30 protein-coding genes are annotated in these 15,589 nt (G+C 63.7%); 2 read left to right on the top strand and 28 right to left on the bottom strand.

The features are described from left to right. On the bottom strand, positions 1–526 hold a 526-nt coding region (locus AUP43_RS16815), incomplete at its 3' end, for a trypsin-like peptidase domain-containing protein (protein WP_198154952.1). 129 nt (positions 527–655) lie between these two features. Between AUP43_RS16815 and AUP43_RS16810 the strand changes: the two genes are divergently transcribed. Together AUP43_RS16810 and AUP43_RS16805 are read left to right on the top strand one after the other, a co-directional pair. Next, positions 656–913 (top strand): type II toxin-antitoxin system Phd/YefM family antitoxin, encoded by a 258-nt coding sequence (locus tag AUP43_RS16810; protein ID WP_067559810.1) that lies wholly within the window; start codon positions 656–658, stop codon positions 911–913. After that, positions 910–1,350 carry a hypothetical protein gene (locus AUP43_RS16805; RefSeq protein ID WP_067559808.1) on the top strand — a complete coding sequence of 147 codons (441 nt, stop codon included), beginning with the start codon at positions 910–912 and terminating at the stop codon, positions 1,348–1,350. The genes AUP43_RS16810 and AUP43_RS16805 overlap by 4 nt, the downstream gene beginning before the upstream one ends. 56 nt (positions 1,351–1,406) lie before the next feature. On the opposite strand, the gene rplQ is transcribed toward AUP43_RS16805, so the two are convergent. From rplQ to rpsJ, 27 genes are all read right to left on the bottom strand, one after another. Then, positions 1,407–1,835: a 50S ribosomal protein L17 gene (rplQ, locus tag AUP43_RS16800; protein ID WP_067559807.1), complete on the bottom strand. Its 429-nt coding sequence runs from the start codon at positions 1,833–1,835 to the stop codon at positions 1,407–1,409. Between the two features lie 98 nt (positions 1,836–1,933). Beyond that, on the bottom strand, positions 1,934–2,950 hold the full coding sequence (locus AUP43_RS16795) for a DNA-directed RNA polymerase subunit alpha (RefSeq protein WP_067559814.1): 1,017 nt from the start codon (positions 2,948–2,950) through the stop codon (positions 1,934–1,936). Between the two features lie 129 nt (positions 2,951–3,079). Next, on the bottom strand, positions 3,080–3,469 hold the full coding sequence (gene rpsK, locus AUP43_RS16790; RefSeq protein ID WP_067559805.1) for a 30S ribosomal protein S11: 390 nt from the start codon (positions 3,467–3,469) through the stop codon (positions 3,080–3,082). A gap of 66 nt (positions 3,470–3,535) precedes the next feature. Beyond that, positions 3,536–3,904: a 30S ribosomal protein S13 gene (rpsM, locus tag AUP43_RS16785; protein ID WP_067559799.1), complete on the bottom strand. Its 369-nt coding sequence runs from the start codon at positions 3,902–3,904 to the stop codon at positions 3,536–3,538. A gap of 134 nt (positions 3,905–4,038) precedes the next feature. Beyond that, a complete protein-coding gene (locus tag AUP43_RS16780; protein WP_067559797.1) occupies positions 4,039–4,683 on the bottom strand; it encodes an adenylate kinase in 645 nt (214 codons plus the stop codon). Further along, the gene (gene secY, locus AUP43_RS16775; protein ID WP_067559795.1) at positions 4,680–6,023 is read right to left on the bottom strand and encodes a preprotein translocase subunit SecY; all 1,344 of its coding nucleotides are present in this window, start codon (positions 6,021–6,023) and stop codon (positions 4,680–4,682) included. The genes AUP43_RS16780 and secY overlap by 4 nt, the downstream gene beginning before the upstream one ends. Before the next feature lie 7 nt (positions 6,024–6,030). Next, the gene (gene rplO, locus AUP43_RS16770) at positions 6,031–6,507 is read right to left on the bottom strand and encodes a 50S ribosomal protein L15 (RefSeq protein WP_067559793.1); all 477 of its coding nucleotides are present in this window, start codon (positions 6,505–6,507) and stop codon (positions 6,031–6,033) included. A 74-nt stretch (positions 6,508–6,581) separates the two neighbouring features. Beyond that, positions 6,582–6,782: a 50S ribosomal protein L30 gene (gene rpmD / locus AUP43_RS16765; RefSeq protein WP_067559791.1), complete on the bottom strand. Its 201-nt coding sequence runs from the start codon at positions 6,780–6,782 to the stop codon at positions 6,582–6,584. Positions 6,783–6,787: 5 nt separating this feature from the next. Next, positions 6,788–7,381 (bottom strand): 30S ribosomal protein S5, encoded by a 594-nt coding sequence (gene rpsE, locus AUP43_RS16760; RefSeq protein WP_067559789.1) that lies wholly within the window; start codon positions 7,379–7,381, stop codon positions 6,788–6,790. Positions 7,382–7,412: 31 nt separating this feature from the next. Further along, positions 7,413–7,775: a 50S ribosomal protein L18 gene (gene rplR, locus AUP43_RS16755; protein ID WP_067559787.1), complete on the bottom strand. Its 363-nt coding sequence runs from the start codon at positions 7,773–7,775 to the stop codon at positions 7,413–7,415. 26 nt (positions 7,776–7,801) lie between these two features. Further along, positions 7,802–8,335, bottom strand: coding sequence for a 50S ribosomal protein L6 (gene rplF / locus AUP43_RS16750; RefSeq protein ID WP_067559785.1), 534 nt, complete (start codon positions 8,333–8,335; stop codon positions 7,802–7,804). Between the two features lie 17 nt (positions 8,336–8,352). Beyond that, the gene (gene rpsH, locus AUP43_RS16745) at positions 8,353–8,751 is read right to left on the bottom strand and encodes a 30S ribosomal protein S8 (RefSeq protein ID WP_067559783.1); all 399 of its coding nucleotides are present in this window, start codon (positions 8,749–8,751) and stop codon (positions 8,353–8,355) included. A 15-nt stretch (positions 8,752–8,766) separates the two neighbouring features. Next, on the bottom strand, positions 8,767–9,072 hold the full coding sequence (rpsN, locus tag AUP43_RS16740; protein WP_067559781.1) for a 30S ribosomal protein S14: 306 nt from the start codon (positions 9,070–9,072) through the stop codon (positions 8,767–8,769). Positions 9,073–9,088: 16 nt separating this feature from the next. Further along, entirely contained in the window at positions 9,089–9,631 is a 543-nt protein-coding gene (gene rplE, locus AUP43_RS16735; RefSeq protein ID WP_067559779.1) for a 50S ribosomal protein L5, read from the bottom strand. 11 nt (positions 9,632–9,642) lie between these two features. Beyond that, on the bottom strand, positions 9,643–9,966 hold the full coding sequence (rplX, locus tag AUP43_RS16730) for a 50S ribosomal protein L24 (protein ID WP_067559777.1): 324 nt from the start codon (positions 9,964–9,966) through the stop codon (positions 9,643–9,645). Continuing rightward, positions 9,966–10,334, bottom strand: a complete 369-nt coding sequence (rplN, locus tag AUP43_RS16725) for a 50S ribosomal protein L14 (protein ID WP_067559775.1) — start codon at positions 10,332–10,334, stop codon at positions 9,966–9,968. The genes rplX and rplN overlap by 1 nt, the downstream gene beginning before the upstream one ends. Before the next feature lie 18 nt (positions 10,335–10,352). Beyond that, positions 10,353–10,601, bottom strand: a complete 249-nt coding sequence (gene rpsQ / locus AUP43_RS16720; RefSeq protein ID WP_067559773.1) for a 30S ribosomal protein S17 — start codon at positions 10,599–10,601, stop codon at positions 10,353–10,355. A 31-nt stretch (positions 10,602–10,632) separates the two neighbouring features. After that, entirely contained in the window at positions 10,633–10,836 is a 204-nt protein-coding gene (rpmC, locus tag AUP43_RS16715) for a 50S ribosomal protein L29 (RefSeq protein WP_067559771.1), read from the bottom strand. A 3-nt stretch (positions 10,837–10,839) separates the two neighbouring features. Beyond that, on the bottom strand, positions 10,840–11,259 hold the full coding sequence (rplP, locus tag AUP43_RS16710; protein WP_067559769.1) for a 50S ribosomal protein L16: 420 nt from the start codon (positions 11,257–11,259) through the stop codon (positions 10,840–10,842). Between the two features lie 44 nt (positions 11,260–11,303). Beyond that, positions 11,304–11,984, bottom strand: a complete 681-nt coding sequence (gene rpsC, locus AUP43_RS16705) for a 30S ribosomal protein S3 (protein ID WP_067559767.1) — start codon at positions 11,982–11,984, stop codon at positions 11,304–11,306. Next, on the bottom strand, positions 11,984–12,364 hold the full coding sequence (gene rplV / locus AUP43_RS16700) for a 50S ribosomal protein L22 (RefSeq protein ID WP_067559765.1): 381 nt from the start codon (positions 12,362–12,364) through the stop codon (positions 11,984–11,986). The genes rpsC and rplV overlap by 1 nt, the downstream gene beginning before the upstream one ends. 2 nt (positions 12,365–12,366) lie before the next feature. Further along, entirely contained in the window at positions 12,367–12,645 is a 279-nt protein-coding gene (rpsS, locus tag AUP43_RS16695; protein ID WP_067559763.1) for a 30S ribosomal protein S19, read from the bottom strand. Positions 12,646–12,657: 12 nt separating this feature from the next. Next, positions 12,658–13,485, bottom strand: coding sequence for a 50S ribosomal protein L2 (rplB, locus tag AUP43_RS16690; protein ID WP_067559761.1), 828 nt, complete (start codon positions 13,483–13,485; stop codon positions 12,658–12,660). A gap of 4 nt (positions 13,486–13,489) precedes the next feature. Continuing rightward, positions 13,490–13,822, bottom strand: a complete 333-nt coding sequence (locus AUP43_RS16685) for a 50S ribosomal protein L23 (RefSeq protein WP_067559759.1) — start codon at positions 13,820–13,822, stop codon at positions 13,490–13,492. Beyond that, a complete protein-coding gene (gene rplD, locus AUP43_RS16680) occupies positions 13,819–14,436 on the bottom strand; it encodes a 50S ribosomal protein L4 (RefSeq protein WP_067559757.1) in 618 nt (205 codons plus the stop codon). The genes AUP43_RS16685 and rplD overlap by 4 nt, the downstream gene beginning before the upstream one ends. Before the next feature lie 4 nt (positions 14,437–14,440). Then, positions 14,441–15,199, bottom strand: coding sequence for a 50S ribosomal protein L3 (rplC, locus tag AUP43_RS16675; RefSeq protein WP_067559755.1), 759 nt, complete (start codon positions 15,197–15,199; stop codon positions 14,441–14,443). A gap of 18 nt (positions 15,200–15,217) precedes the next feature. Further along, on the bottom strand, positions 15,218–15,526 hold the full coding sequence (rpsJ, locus tag AUP43_RS16670) for a 30S ribosomal protein S10 (protein ID WP_067559812.1): 309 nt from the start codon (positions 15,524–15,526) through the stop codon (positions 15,218–15,220). Between the last annotated feature and the right edge of the window lie 63 nt (positions 15,527–15,589).

The raw sequence follows: 15,589 nt of genomic DNA, 5'->3' as shown, positions 1-15,589 counted from the left end.
CGAACGGGTTGCCGATGGCCAGCACCAGATCGCCCACCTCCACCCGGTCGCTATCGCCCAGCTCCAGTGCCGGCAGCGTCTCCTTGCCGGGATCGATGCGCAGGATGGCGAGGTCAGTGCGCTCCTCATCGAACACCAGCGTGGCGGGGAATTCGCGCCGGTCGGCCAGCACGACGCGAATCTCGTCCGCCCCCTCGATGACATGATGGTTGGTGACGATCAGCCCGTCGCCGCGCACGATGACGCCGGAGCCAAGCGAGTTCTGCACCCGCTCGCGCGGGATGCCGGCGCCGAAACTGTCCCCGAAGAAGCGCTTGAAGAAGGGGTCGTTCAGCAGCGGCGAAAGCTGGTTCTGCACCACCTTGCGGGTGAAGATGTTCACCACCGCCGGGGCCGCCTGCTTCACCAGCGGCGAGAAGGAATAGCGCAGCGTCTGCGCATCCGGCGGCACCGCCCGCTGCTGCGCTGCGGCCGGCCCGCCAAGCGCGAGCATGAGGATGGTGAGGAGCGGGAGTATCTGACGCATGGAGATTATGTAGCGCTACGGTAGCGTATTGCGAAGAGGCGGCGTCGCCTTCCCCTCGGTTCTTGCATCCTTTCCCTTCCACCCGATATCCTGAAAAGATGCATTTTCCGGATTATGAGGATTTCGATCATGGGCGACGCCATAACCGCCTCGGAGTTTCAGAAGCATTTCGGGCGCTATCATGACAAGGCGCTGAAGGAGCCGGTGGTGATTAAGAAGCACAACCGCCCCTCGGTCGTGGTGATCAGCATCGATGAATTCGAACGGCTGAAGCGGCGGGACCGGCAGGTGGTCCTGACGAAAGATCTGCCGGCGCATTGGATCTCGGCAATCGAGGAAGCGGAAATTCCCGAAGAGGATCGGTATCTAGTCGACGACATTCAATGAGGGAACCGAAGAGGGGAACCGTCCCGCCGCCGAAGATCGGCCAAATCATCGGCTATTCCTATCTCTGGAGCCATGAACACGATGTCGGCCGGGAGGAAGGCATCAAGGACAGGCCCGTGGCCATCGTCGCCGCACATCGCATGACGGCAGAAGCGATCGAAGTGCTGGTATTGCCGATAACCCACGCATCGCCGACGCCAGGCGGCGCCGTTGAAATCCCACCGTCCGTCAAGCGGCATCTCGGTCTCGACGATCGGCAAAGCTGGATCGTGACGACGGAAGCCAACATCTTTCGCTGGCCGGGGCCGGATTTGCGGCCGATATCCAGAAGCGCGCAAGGCCCCTTCGTCTTCGGCTCCCTTCCAGCCGACCTGTTTGAGCGCGTCCGGCAGAAAATACTCGCCGACTTGCCGAAACCCGTCCGCCGCACCGAGTGAAAACGAAAAGGGCGCCCTGCCGGGCGCCCTCGTTCCTTCGCCGAAACCGGCCGTCTTTAGGCGGCTGCGGACGCCATCTCGTCTTCGTTGACCTGCACCGGGCCGCTGTCCTGGCCCTTCGCGCTGGTGTCGCGGTCGACCAGCTCGATAACGGCCATCGGGGCGGCGTCGCCATAGCGGAAGCCGGCCTTCAGCACGCGGGTGTAGCCGCCCTGGCGGTCGGCGTAGCGCTGGCCCAGCGTCTCGAACAGCTTGGCCGTCGTCGCATCGTCGCGCAGAAAGGCGAAAACCTGGCGACGGGCATGGATGCCGCCGCGCTTGCCCAGCGTGATCAGCTTCTCGACGACGGGACGCAGATCCTTCGCCTTCGGCAGCGTGGTCTTGATCTGCTCGTGCTTGATCAAGGCCGCCGCCATGTTGCTGAACATGGCCTTGCGGTGAGACGAAGTGCGGTTCAGCTTGCGGCCGCTCATACCGTGACGCATCTCTTAAACTCCCTGGCGGCGGCCGCTGGGCCGCCCCTTCAATTCATGCGACCGGGGTTTAAACCCAGCCGGCTTGCAACACAAGTCCTTAAGATGGCTCAGTACGGCTCTTCGAGACGCTTCGCCAGCTCTTCGATGTTCTCCGGCGGCCAGTTCGGGATTTCCATGCCCAGATGCAGCCCCATCTGCGACAGCACTTCCTTGATCTCGTTCAAGGATTTGCGGCCGAAGTTCGGGGTCCGCAGCATTTCGGCCTCGGTCTTCTGAACCAGGTCGCCGATATAGACGATATTGTCGTTCTTCAGGCAGTTGGCCGAGCGGACGGACAATTCCAGCTCGTCCACCTTGCGCAGCAGGTTCTTGTTGAACGGCAGCTCGGACGGTTGATCGTCGTCGCTGCGCGCCTGCGGCTCCTCGAAATTGATGAAGAGCTGCAACTGGTCCTGCAGGATGCGCGCGGCCAGGGCCACCGAATCCTCCGGGGTCACCACGCCGTTGGTCTCGACCACCATCGACAGCTTGTCGTAGTCAGTGGTCTGGCCGACGCGGGTATTCTCCACCTTGTAGGAGACCTTGCGCACCGGGCTGAAGATGGCGTCGACCGGGATCAGGCCGATCGGCGCGTCTTCCGGCCGGTTGGCCGAAGCGGCAACGTAGCCCTTGCCGGTCTCCACCGTCAGCTCCATCGTCAGCCGGGCTTCGGCGTCGAGGGTGCAGATGTGCAGATCGGGGTTCATCACCTCGATGTCGGCGCCGGTTTCGATCATGCCGGCGGTCACCTCGGCCGGGCCATTGACGCGCAGGCGCATCTTCTTCGGCCCCTCGGCGTGCATGCGCAGCGCCAGCCCCTTGATGTTCAGCACGATGTCGGTGACATCCTCGCGAACGCCGGGGATCGAGGAGAATTCATGCAGCACGCCATCGACCTGGATCGCGGTGACGGCGGCACCCTGCAGCGAGGAAAGCAGCACGCGACGTAGCGCGTTGCCGAGCGTCAGGCCGAAGCCACGCTCCAACGGCTCCGCGACGATGGTGGCCAGCCGTTCCGGATCGCCGCCAGCCTGGACGTCGAGCTTGTTCGGTTTGATCAGTGCTTGCCAGTTCTTCTGGATCACGGAAGCGACCTCACGGGTAATAGGCATAAGCGGACATCCCATTCTTCAAATTCAGAGCAGCCGACCCATGGATTCGAGCCGGCTGCGGCAGGACGTCCGGAGAAAAAATCCGCCGGCTGACGACCCGGGTCAGACGCGCCGACGCTTCGGCGGACGACAGCCATTGTGCGGAATCGGCGTCACGTCGCGGATTGACAGGACGGTGAAGCCAATCGACTGAAGGGCCCGCAGAGCGGATTCACGCCCGGAGCCCGGCCCCTTCACCTCGACATCGAGGGTGCGCATGCCGTGGTCCATCGCCTTGCGGCCGGCATCCTCGGCAGCGACCTGGGCGGCGTAGGGAGTCGATTTGCGCGACCCCTTGAAGCCCATCATGCCCGACGACGACCACGAGATGGCGTTGCCCTGGGCATCGCTGATCGTGATCATCGTGTTGTTGAAGGAGGCGTTCACATGCGCGACGCCAGAGGAGATATTCTTGCGCTCCTTGCGGCGGCGTTGCTGCGGCTGTTTGGCCATAACCTGTGCGTCCTTACCAATGTTAGATATCGGGCCGCCCCATCCTGTCGGGCAGCCCGATGGAAATTACTTCTTCTTGCCGGCGATCGGGCGTGCCGGACCCTTGCGGGTGCGGGCGTTGGTGTGCGTGCGCTGGCCATGGACCGGCAGGCCCTTGCGATGACGCAGGCCACGATAGCAGCCCAGATCCATCAGGCGCTTGATGTTCATCGCGGTCTGGCGACGCAGATCGCCCTCGACCACATGATCGGCGTCGATGGTCTCGCGGATGCGCAGAACCTCGTCGTCGGTCAGTTCGTTCACGCGACGCTCGGCGGGAATGCCCAGCTTGCCGCACAGATCCTTCGCCTTGGTCCGGCCGATGCCGTGAATGTAGGTGAGGGCGATTTCCACACGCTTTTGCGTCGGAATGTTAACGCCAGCGATACGCGCCAAGAGGCCTACTCCTTGCACAACTTACGGGAGCCGCATTGCGGTTCCCAGATTTCAGACATGACGAACGGTACGGAAGCCGTGCGACCGAGGGCGCGGATTATACGGCCCTGCAATCGCGAGTCAACCCATACCGATCAACGAATGATCGATTCGATCGCCTGGGTGACCTTATCGATATCGGCCATCCCGTCGATCGTCTCCAGCACGCCCATCCGCCGGTAGTAGGGCAGGATCGGGGCGGTCTGCTGGTTATACGCCACGAGCCGCGCGCGCACCGTCGCTTCATTATCGTCGTCGCGGCGCTTGAACTCGGTCGAGCCGCACAGGTCGCACACACCGGCGACCTTCGGCTGCTGAAAAACATCGTGATAGCCGGCGCCGCATTTAGCGCAGCTGAAGCGGCCGGTGATGCGCTCGACCAGCGCTTCCTCGTCCACCTTCATCTCGATCACATGGTCCAGCTTCAGCCCCTTGTCCGCCAGCATGGCGTCCAGCGCCTCGGCCTGGGCCGTGGTGCGCGGAAACCCGTCAAGGATGAAGCCGTTCTTGCAATCCGGCTGGGCGATGCGGTCGGCGATCATGGCGATCATGATATCGTCCGAAACCAGCTGGCCGGCATCCATGATCGCCTTGGCCTTGCGGCCGACCTCGGTGCCGGCGGCAACCGCCGCGCGCAGCATGTCGCCGGTCGACAGCTGGATCAGGCCGTGCTTGTCCTGGAGACGGCGCGCCTGGGTGCCTTTACCGGCGCCCGGCGGGCCCAGCAGGATCAGATTCATCCCCTCTTCCCCCGTAGTTTGGACTTCTTGATGAGTCCCTCATACTGGTGGGCCAGCAGATGCGACTGGATCTGCCCCACCGTGTCCATCGTCACCGAAACGATGATCAGCAGGCTGGTGCCGCCGAAATAGAACGGCACGGAATATTGGCTGATCAGCAGTTCCGGCAGCATGCAGACGGCGGCCAGGTAGGCGGCGCCGACAACGGTCAGGCGGGTCAGCACATAGTCCAGATAATCGGCCGTGTTCTTGCCCGGCCGGATGCCCGGGATGAAGCCGCCATACTTGCGCAGATTCTCCGCCGTGTCGGCCGGGTTGAACACGATGGCCGTGTAGAAGAAGGCGAAGAACACGATCAGGAAGATATACAGCGCCATATAGAGCGGCTGGCCGTGGCCGAGCAGGCTGGTGATCGTGGTCATCCAGGACGGGCCCTGGCCGGCGGTGAAATTGGCCAGCGTGATCGGCAGCAGCAGCAGCGAGGAGGCGAAGATCGGCGGGATGACGCCGGCCGTATTGATCTTCAGCGGCAGGTGCGAGGTATCGCCGCCGAACATCTTGGCGCCGACCTGGCGCTTGGGATACTGCACGATGATCCGGCGCTGCGCCCGCTCCATAAAGCAGACGAAGGCGATCACGGCGACAGCGCCGACCAGCAGCAGAATGATGAAGGCGGCCGACAGCGCACCCGTGCGCCCCAGTTCCAGCGTGCCCGCAAGCGCGGTCGGCAGGTTGGCCACGATGCCGGCGAAGATGATCAGCGAGATGCCGTTGCCGACGCCGCGCGCGGTGATCTGCTCGCCCAGCCACATCAGGAAGACAGTGCCGCCCACCAGCGTGATGACGGCCGTGATGCGGAACATCAAGCCCGGATCGATCACGGCGGACCCCGCCGAGCCCTGCATGCCCTCAAGCCCCACGGCGATGCCGAAAGCCTGCGCCGTGGCCAGCACGACGGTCAGGTAGCGGGTATATTGATTGATCTTCTTGCGGCCGCTCTCGCCTTCCTTCTTCAGCGCTTCCATGGACGGCGAAACGGCCGTCATGAGCTGCATGATGATGGAGGCCGAGATATACGGCATGATGTTCAGCGCGAAGATGGTCATGCGACCCAGCGCGCCGCCCGCGAACATGTCGAACATGCCGAGAATGCCGCCGGAATTCTGGCGGAAAATCTCCTGCAGGATGACCGGATCGATGCCCGGGATGGGAATGTAGGTGCCCAGCCGATACACAATCAGCGCACCCAGTGTGAACCAGATGCGCTTCTTGAGTTCCGTCGCCTTCGAGAAAGCGCCGAAATTGATCTGCGAGGCGAGTTGCTCCGCGGCGGAGGCCATGGGCCGGTTACTCGCCGGCCGCCGGGGCGGCCTCCGGCAGAACGACCTTGCCGCCCGCCTTCTCGACCGCCTCGATGGCGGCCTTGGTGGCGCCGGTCACGGCGATGGTGATCTTCGCCGTCAGCTCGCCCTTGCCCAGCAGGCGAACCTTCTCGCCCTTGCGGACCAGGCCGGCCGCGACCAGCGCGTCGGCGTCGATGTCCTTCTTGGCGTCCAGCTTGCCGGAATCGATGGCGGCCTGCAGGCGGCCCAGATTCACGACCTGGAAGAATTCACGGAACGGCTTCTTGAAGCCGCGCTTCGGCACGCGGCGCTCCAGCGGCATCTGCCCGCCCTCGAAGCCCTTGATCGCCACGCCGGTACGCGCGCCCTGGCCCTTATGGCCCCGGCCCGAGGTCTTGCCCAGGCCCGAGCCGATGCCCCGGCCCAGACGCTTGCGACCCTTGCGGGCACCTTCATTGTCGCGGATTTCGTTAAGCTTCATGATGACGTATTCCCGGAGCCGACGCTCTCAACCACATAGGCGCTCGCCGGTTAGGGCGAGCCACTGAAATTCTCTCAGGCCTGCTCGACGCGGACCAGATGCTGAACCTTGGCGATCATGCCGCGCACGGCCGGAGTATCCTCCAGCTCGCGGGTGCGGTTTACCTTGTTCAGGCCGAGACCGACCAGCGTCGCGCGCTGGTCCTTCTCGCGGCCGATCGGGCTGCCGGTCTGGGTGACGCGGACGGTGGCCGAGGCCTTCTTCTTGGTCGCCATCTAGCTTACTCCTGAACGCCAGCGTCGGCGGTCTCGGCGGCCTCGGCCTTGTCGCCCCGAACGAAGAGATCGGAGACGCGCTTGCCGCGGCGCGACGCCACCTGGCGCGGCGAATAGATGATCTTCAGCGCCTCGAAGGTGGCGCGGATCATGTTGTGCGGGTTGGAGGTGCCGACCGACTTGGCCACCACGTCCTGAACGCCCAGCGCTTCCAGAATGGCGCGCATCGGGCCACCGGCGATGATGCCGGTACCGGCGGGGGCCGCCCGCAGCACGACATTGCCGGCGCCGTAATGGCCATGCACATCATGATGCAGGGTGCGACCCTCGCGCAGCGGCACGCGGATCATCGTCCGGCGCGCCATCTCCGTCGCCTTGCGGATCGATTCCGGCACCTCGCGGGCCTTGCCCGTGCCGAAGCCGACGCGGCCGCGACCGTCGCCGACGATGACCAGCGCTGCGAAGCCGAAGCGACGCCCGCCCTTCACCACCTTGGCGACACGGTTAATGCCGACGAGCTTTTCGATCAGATCGGATTCTTCCCGATCCCGCTCCCGGCCACCGCGATTGTCGCGATCTTCTCTCTGCCCACGTGCCATAATTCGGACCTTCCGATAGTCGTGTGTCGGCTTAGAACTGCAAGCCGGCTTCGCGCGCGGCGTCGGCCAGAGCCTTGACGCGCCCGTGATAGATATAGCCTCCGCGGTCGAACACAACCGATTCGACGCCCGCCTTCAAGGCCCGCTCGGCGATCAGCTTGCCGATCTCCTTCGCCGCCTCGGTGGTGGCGCCGGTCTTCAGCTTGCCCTTCATATCCTTCTCGATCGTCGAAGCCGCCACGATGGTGACACCCTTCGCGTCGTCGATGATCTGAGCATAAATCTGCTTGCTCGACCGGAAGACAGACAGGCGCGGACGCCCGGTGGCAACCTTGCGAAGCTGCGTGCGTACACGCGCCTTGCGCCGATCGTAAAGTTCTTTCGCCTTCCGCATGGGAGGGTTCCTTAGCGTTCTCTTGGTTACTTCTTCTTGCCTTCTTTGCGACGGATGACTTCGTCGGCATACCGCACGCCCTTGCCCTTATAAGGCTCGGGGCCGCGATAGCCACGAATTTCCGACGCAATCTGGCCAACCTGCTGCTTGTCGGCGCCCGAAATCTCGACCTGGGTCGGGACCGGGCACTTGATCTCGATGCCAGCCGGGATCGGGTAGCGGATCGGGTGGCTGTAGCCGAGGCTCAGCACCAAATCCTTGCCCTCGACGGCGGCGCGATAGCCGACGCCGGTCATTTCCAGCTTCCGGGTCCAGCCTTCGCTGACGCCGACAACCATGTTGCGCACGATGTTGCGCGTGGTTCCCCACAGCGCGCGCGCCTTGTTGCCGTCATTGGCCGGCTCGACCAGAACCTTACCGTCGGTAAGGCTGACATTGACGTCCTGGCCCAGGGTCAGCGACAGCTGCCCCAGCTTGCCCTTGGTGACGATCGCACCGTCGGCGATCTTGACGTCGACGCCGCTCGGCACGGGGATCGGGTGTTTGCCTACGCGAGACATGATGTTCTCCGCTTCCCTTAGAAGACCCGGCAGAGGACCTCGCCGCCAACATTGGCAGCGCGGGCCTCGTGGTCGGACATCACACCGCGCGGGGTCGAGAGGATCGAGATGCCCAGGCCATTATAGACCTGCGGCAGTTCCTTGATCTTCGAATAGACCCGGCGGCCCGGCGTGGAGATACGGGATATCTCCTTAATCACCGGCATGCCCTCGTGATACTTCAGCTCTATGCGGATCTCGCGCACACCCGGCCGCGTTTCATGCTCTTCGAAACCGCGGATGTAGCCTTCGCTCTGCAACACGGTCAGGACATTCATGCGCAGCTGCGAGGACGGGCTGAGACAGCTCGTCTTGCGCGCCTGCTGCGCGTTCCTGATCCGCGTCAGCATATCCCCCAAGGGATCGCTCATCGCCATCGGATGGACCCTCTCTTACCAGCTCGACTTGACGACGCCCGGGACTTGCCCGGACGAGGCCAGATCACGCAATGCAATGCGCGACATCTTAAACCTCCGATAGAACGCCCGCGGACGGCCAGAGACCTCACAGCGGTTGCGCACACGGCTCGGAGACGAATTCCGCGGCAGCGCGGCCAGCTTCAGGCGGGCGGCGAACCGCTCCTCCATCGGCAGGGCCTCGTCGTCGGCGATCGCCTTCAGGCGCTCACGCTTGGCGGTGTACTGATCCACCAGCTTTTCGCGCCGTTTGTTCTTCTGGATAGCGCTCTTCTTTGCCATCTCTCGCCTCCGCCCGTCAGGACTTCGTGAAGGGCATGCTGAAGCCTTCGAGGAGCTCGCGCGCTTCCTCATCGGTCTTCGCGGTGGTGCAGATTACGATGTCCATGCCGCGGATATCGTCGACCTTGTCGTAGTCGATCTCCGGGAAGACGATCTGCTCACGCAGGCCCAGCGCATAGTTGCCGCGCCCATCGAAACTCTTGGTCGGCACACCGCGAAAGTCGCGCACGCGCGGCAGCGCCACGGTGATCAGCCGGTCCAGGAATTCGTACATGCGCTCGCGGCGCAGCGTAACCTTGCAGCCGATCGGCATGCCCTCGCGCAGCTTGAAGCCGGCGATCGAGTTCTTGGCGCGGGTCACGACCGGCTTCTGGCCGGCGATCAACGCCATCTCGGCCGCGGCCTGCTGGACCTTCTTGGAATCCTGAACCGCCTCGCCGACACCCATATTGATGACGATCTTGTCGATCCGCGGCATCTCGAAGTCGTTGGCATAGCCAAACTTCTCCTGCATCCGCTTCTTGACGACGGTCTCGTAATGCTCTCGCAAACGGGTCATTGCCTCTGCCCTCACGCGTCGATGACTTCGCCGGAGCGCTTCGCAACGCGCACCTTGCGGCCATCATCGAGAATCTTGAAACCCACGCGGGTCGGCTTGTCGTCCTTCGGGTCGATGTGCGCCACATTGGAAATGTGGAGCGCCGCTTCCTTCTCGACGATGCCGCCCTGCTGGGTCTGGCTCTGGCGCTGATGGCGCTTCACCATGTTCACACCCTGGACCAGGACACGGTTCTCGGTGCGCAGCACGCGAAGCACCTCGCCCTGCTTGCCCTTGTCCTTGCCGGTGCGGACGACGACCTTGTCGCCCTTCTTGATCTTGAACTTCTCGGCCATCACAACACCTCGGGCGCCAGCGAGACGATCTTCATGAACTTCTTGGCGCGCAGCTCGCGAACCACCGGGCCGAAGATACGGGTGCCGATGGGCTCGTTCTGCTTGTTCAGCAGCACGGCGGCATTGCGGTCGAAGCGGATCACGGTGCCGTCAGCGCGGCGCACATCCTTGGCGGTGCGCACGATGACGGCGCGATGCACGTCACCCTTCTTCACGCGACCGCGCGGGATGGCTTCCTTGACGGAAACCACGATGACGTCGCCGACCGAAGCGGTCTTGCGCTTCGAGCCACCCAGCACCTTGATGCACTGGACCCGTCGCGCGCCGGAATTGTCGGCGACTTCGAGGTTTGTCTGAACCTGGATCATTTCCTAGTCCTCGATCCCTTAGGCGCCCGCGCCCTGCTCGTCTGAAACGACGCGCCAGCGCTTATTCTTGGAGATCGGCCGGCATTCCTCGATTTTCACGAGATCGCCGGTCTTGAACCGATTCTCCTCGTCATGCGCGTGGTACTTCTTGGAGCGCGTGATGAACTTCTTATAGACCGGGTGCATAACGCGACGATCGACCTGTACGACGATGGTCTTCTCGTTCGCATCGCTGACCACGGTGCCTTGCAATTGACGCCTCGGCATCTTCTAAACTCCCGCCCTTACCGTTTCGGGCTCACGCCGCACCAGCGCCGACCTGGCGCTGCTGCAGGATGGTCTTGATCTGCGCGATGGTGCGACGCACCTGGCGGACCCGCGCGGTGTTCTCCAGCTGGCCGCTCGCCTTCTGGAAGCGAAGATTGAACGCCTCCTTGCGAAGGTCGACCAGCTGCTGCTTCAGCTCGTCTTCGCTCTTGGCGCGAATGTCGGACGACTTCATTTTTTAGCCCTCCTCGCCCAAGCGAGTAACGAAACGAGTGCGGATCGGCAGCTTCGCGGCCGCCAGTTCGAAAGCACGCTCCGCGATGTCGCGCGGCACGCCGTCCAGCTCGAACATGATCCGGCCCGGCTTGATGCGCGCCACCCAGAATTCCGGCGTGCCCTTGCCCTTACCCTGGCGGACCTCGGCCGGCTTCTTGGAAACCGGCACGTCCGGGAACACGCGGATCCAGACCCGGCCCTGACGGCGGATATGGCGCGTGATCGCCCGGCGGGCAGCCTCGATCTGGCGCGCGGTGACGCGCTCCGGCTCCATCGCCTTCAGCCCGTACGCGCCGAAGTTCAGCGCGGTACCGCCCTTGGCCAGGCCGTGGATGCGGCCCTTGAAAGCCTTGCGATACTTAGTCCGCTTCGGTTGCAACATGGTTTTCTATCCGTCTCTCTCGCGTTCGTCGCCGCTGGCCGATATCAGCGCGTCGCCGTGGGCTGGTCGCCCTGGCGATTATCGTGAGCATAGGGGTCGTGGCCGAGAATCTCGCCCTTGAACACCCACACCTTCACGCCACAGGTGCCATAAGTCGTCTTCGCCGTCGCAACGCCGTAATCGACATCGGCACGCAGGGTGTGCAGGGGCACGCGGCCCTCGCGATACCATTCGGTCCGCGCGATTTCCGCGCCGCCCAGACGGCCACCGCAATTGATGCGGATGCCCTGGGCGCCCAGGCGCATCGCCGACTGCACCGCGCGCTTCATGGCGCGGCGGAAGGCGACGCGGCGCTCCAACTGCTGAGCGATGCTCTCGGCGACCAGCCTGGCGTCGATCTCCGGCTTGCGGATTTCGACGATGTTCAGGCTGACCTCGTTGCCGGTCATCTTCTGCAGGTCGGCGCGCAGCTTGTCGATGTCCGAGCCCTTCTTGCCGATGACGACGCCGGGACGCGCGCTGTGGATCGTGATGCGGGCCTTCTTGGCCGCGCGCTCGATCACCACCTTGCTGACGCCGGCCTGGGCCAGGCGCTGATGCAGGTAGGTGCGCAGGCGCAGATCCTCATGCAGCATGTCGGCGTAACCGCGATCCGCGAACCAGCGCGAATCCCAGGTGCGGTTGATGCCGAGCCGCAGCCCGATCGGATTGACTTTCTGCCCCATTACGCCAACTCCTCGCGTTCGCCGACCACGATGGTCACGTGGCTGAAGGGCTTTTCGATCCGGGATGCACGGCCACGCGCACGGGCGTGGAACCGCTTCATCACCAGGCCGCGCCCAACCGTCGCTTCCTTCACATAAAGGCGATCGACGTCAAGCTGATGGTTGTTCTCCGCATTGGCGATGGCCGACTGCAGCACCTTCCGCACGTCGTTCGAGATACGACGGTTGGAGAAGGTGAGCGCGTTCAGCGCCTTGGCGCAATCCATGCCGCGGATCATCCCGGCCACGATATTCAGCTTCTGCGGGCTGACGCGCAGATTGCGCAGCACCGCCTTCGCCTCGGTATCGGCCAGCACCCGTTCGCGTGCCTGCTTGCCCATCGTTAACCCCTCTTCGCCTTCTTGTCGGCGGCATGGCCGTAGAAGGTGCGGCTCGGGGAGAACTCGCCGAACTTATGTCCGACCATGTTCTCGGTCACGAGCACCGGCACAAACTTCTGGCCGTTGTACACGCCAAAGGTGAGCCCGACGAACTGCGGCAGGATCGTGCTGCGACGGGTCCAAATCTTGATGACCTCGTTGCGACCCGAAGCGCGCGTCTTATCCGCCTTCTTGAGAAGGTAGCCGTCGACGAACGGACCCTTCCAAACAGAGCGAGCCACGTCTGCTCTCCTTTACTTCTGATACCGGCGGCGCACGATCTGGCCGTCGGTCTTCTTGTTGCTACGCGTGCGGCGACCCTTGGTCGGCTTGCCCCACGGAGTGACCGGATGACGGCCACCCGACGTACGGCCTTCGCCACCGCCATGCGGATGGTCGACCGGGTTCATCGCCACGCCACGAACCGACGGGCGGCGACCGAGCCAGCGATTGCGGCCGGCCTTGCCCTTATTGATGTTCTGCTGGTCCGGGTTCGACACCGCACCTACCGTGGCCATGCACTCGCCGCGCACCTTGCGCAGCTCGCCCGAGGCCAGGCGCAGCACCACTTCCGCGCCGTCGCGACCGACGATCTGGCAGTAGCTGCCCGCCGAGCGCGCCATCTGGCCGCCACGGCCCGGCTTCATCTCGACATTGTGCACCACCGTGCCGACCGGCATGGAGCGCAACTGGGCGGCATTGCCCGGCTTGATGTCCGTGCGCACGCCGGAGACGACCACATCGCCCGCCTTCACGCGCTGCGGCGCCAGGATATAGGCCAGCTCGCCATCCTCATACTTGATGAGGGCGATGAACGCGGTGCGGTTCGGGTCGTATTCCAGACGCTCGATGGTCGCCGGCATGTCGAACTTGCGGCGCTTGAAATCGATGACACGGTAGGTCCGCTTGTGACCGCCGCCGCGCTGGAAGGCCGTGATCCGACCGTAATTGTTGCGACCGCCGGACTTGGTCAGGCCTTCGGTCAGCGTCTTGACCGGCTTGCCCTTCCACAGATCGCTGCGGTCAACGATGACCAGCTCGCGCTGCGACGGCGTCGTCGGCTTGAAGGATTTAAGTGCCATGGCGTCAGACCCCGGTGGTCACGTCAATGGAGTGGCCCTCGGCGAGGGTCACGATCGCCTTCTTCACGTCGCTGCGCTGGCCGACGATCCCGCGGAACCGCTTGACCTTGCCCTTTTGACGCAGCGTGTTCACGTCCGTCACCTTCACCTCGAACAGGGTCTCGATGGCGACCTTGATCTCCGGCTTGGTGGCGGTCAGCGGCACGCGGAAGGAGACCTGATTGTACTCCGACCCACGGGTCGCCTTTTCGGTGATGATGGGCGAGCGGATAATCTCGTACATCCGCTCCTTGCTCAGCGTCACCTCTTTGGTGTTGCGCGGCTTAAGGCTGCTCATTTCAGGCGCGCCTCCAGCGCTTCAACGGCATTCTTCGTCAGGATCAGCGTGTCGCGACGAACGATGTCGTACACGTTGGCGCCGATCTGCGGCAGCACGTCGATCCCGATCAGGTTCGAAGCCGCCTTCTTGAAGTTCGCATCCACCGACCCGTCGATGAACAGGGCCGAGGTGATGCCGAGCTTCTCAAGATGCGCGGCCAGCGCCTTGGTCTTCGGCTCCGTCAGCTTGGCGTCGTCGATGACGATCAGCTTCTGGTCCTTCACCTTGGCGGCAAGCGCCGACTTCAGGCCCAGCTTGCGGACCTTCTTCGGCAGATCGTAGCCATGGTCGCGCACGACCGGGCCGAAGATCGTCGCACCGCCGCGGAACTGCGGCGAACGGGTGCTGCCCTGGCGGGCACGACCGGTGCCCTTCTGCTTGTACGGCTTCTTCGTGGTGCCGGCGATCTCGCTGATGCCCTTGGTCTTGTGATTGCCGGAGCGGCGCTTGGCCAACTGCCAGTGGATCACGCGGGACAGCAGATCGGCGCGGACATCCCCGCCGAAGACGGCCTCGTTCAGCTCAATCGAGCCGACGTCGGCAGCGTCAAGATTCTTGACCGTGACCTTCATCGTCTCAGTCCTTGTTCTCGGGCGCATCGGCGCCGTCATTTTCAGCCGGGGTCTCGGCCGGCGTTTCCGCCGGGGCCGAAGCCTTGGCCGCCTCGATCAGCTTGGCCGGGAACGGCAGGTCGGCAGGCTGCTTCACCTTCACGGCGTCGCGCACCAGAACCCAACCGCCCTTGGAGCCGGGAATGGCGCCCTTCACCAGGATCAGGCCGCGTTCCTCGTCGGTCGCGACGATCTGCAGATTCTGCTTGGTCACGCGGACATCGCCCATGTGACCGGCCATCTTCTTACCCTTGAAGACCTTGCCGGGATCCTGGCGCTGACCGGTCGAGCCATGCGAGCGGTGCGAGACCGACACGCCGTGCGTTGCCCGCAGGCCGCCGAAATTGTGCCGCTTCATGACGCCGGCGAAGCCCTTGCCGATGCTGGTGCCGGTGACATCCACCATCTGGCCGGCCACGAAATGGGCGGCCGACAGCTCCTGACCAGGCTCCAGCAGCGCGTCGTCGGACACGCGGAACTCGACCACCTTCTTGCGCGGCTCGACATTGGCCTTCGCGAAATTGGCGCGATTGGCCTTCGAGACGTTCTTCACCTTCGCCTTGCCCGCACCGAGCTGGACGGCGGTGTAGCCATCCCGATCTTCGGTGCGCACGGCCACGACCTGACAGCCATCGACCTTCAGAACGGTGACCGGCACATGGGTGCCTTCATCGTTGAAGACGCGGGTCATGCCCAGCTTTTGTGCGATTAATCCGGTACGCATTGTCGCTACTCCCGGGCCTTAAAGCTTAATCTCGACATCGACGCCGGCAGCGAGGTCGAGCTTCATCAGCGCGTCCACGGTCTGCGGGGTCGGGTCGACGATATCCAGCAGGCGCTTGTGCGTCCGAATCTCGAACTGCTCACGCGACTTCTTGTCGATATGCGGGCCTCGCAGCACCGTAAACTTCTCGATCCGCGTCGGCAGCGGCACGGGGCCGCAAACGCGGGCGCCGGTGCGCTTGGCGGTGTTGACGATCTCCTTCGTGGACTGATCCAGAAGGCGATGGTCGAACGCCTTAAGCCGAATGCGAATGTTCTGCGTATCCATCATCTCACCCTTGGGCGATGCCCGGTTGCCAGCGGTCTGCCGCCCTTATTCGACGATTTTGGC

The organism is Oceanibaculum pacificum (genome assembly GCF_001618175.1).
Lineage (GTDB): Bacteria > Pseudomonadota > Alphaproteobacteria > Oceanibaculales > Oceanibaculaceae > Oceanibaculum > Oceanibaculum pacificum.
The sequence above is the reverse complement of the archived record's forward strand: the minus strand, read 5'-3'. Positions and strand labels throughout refer to the sequence as shown.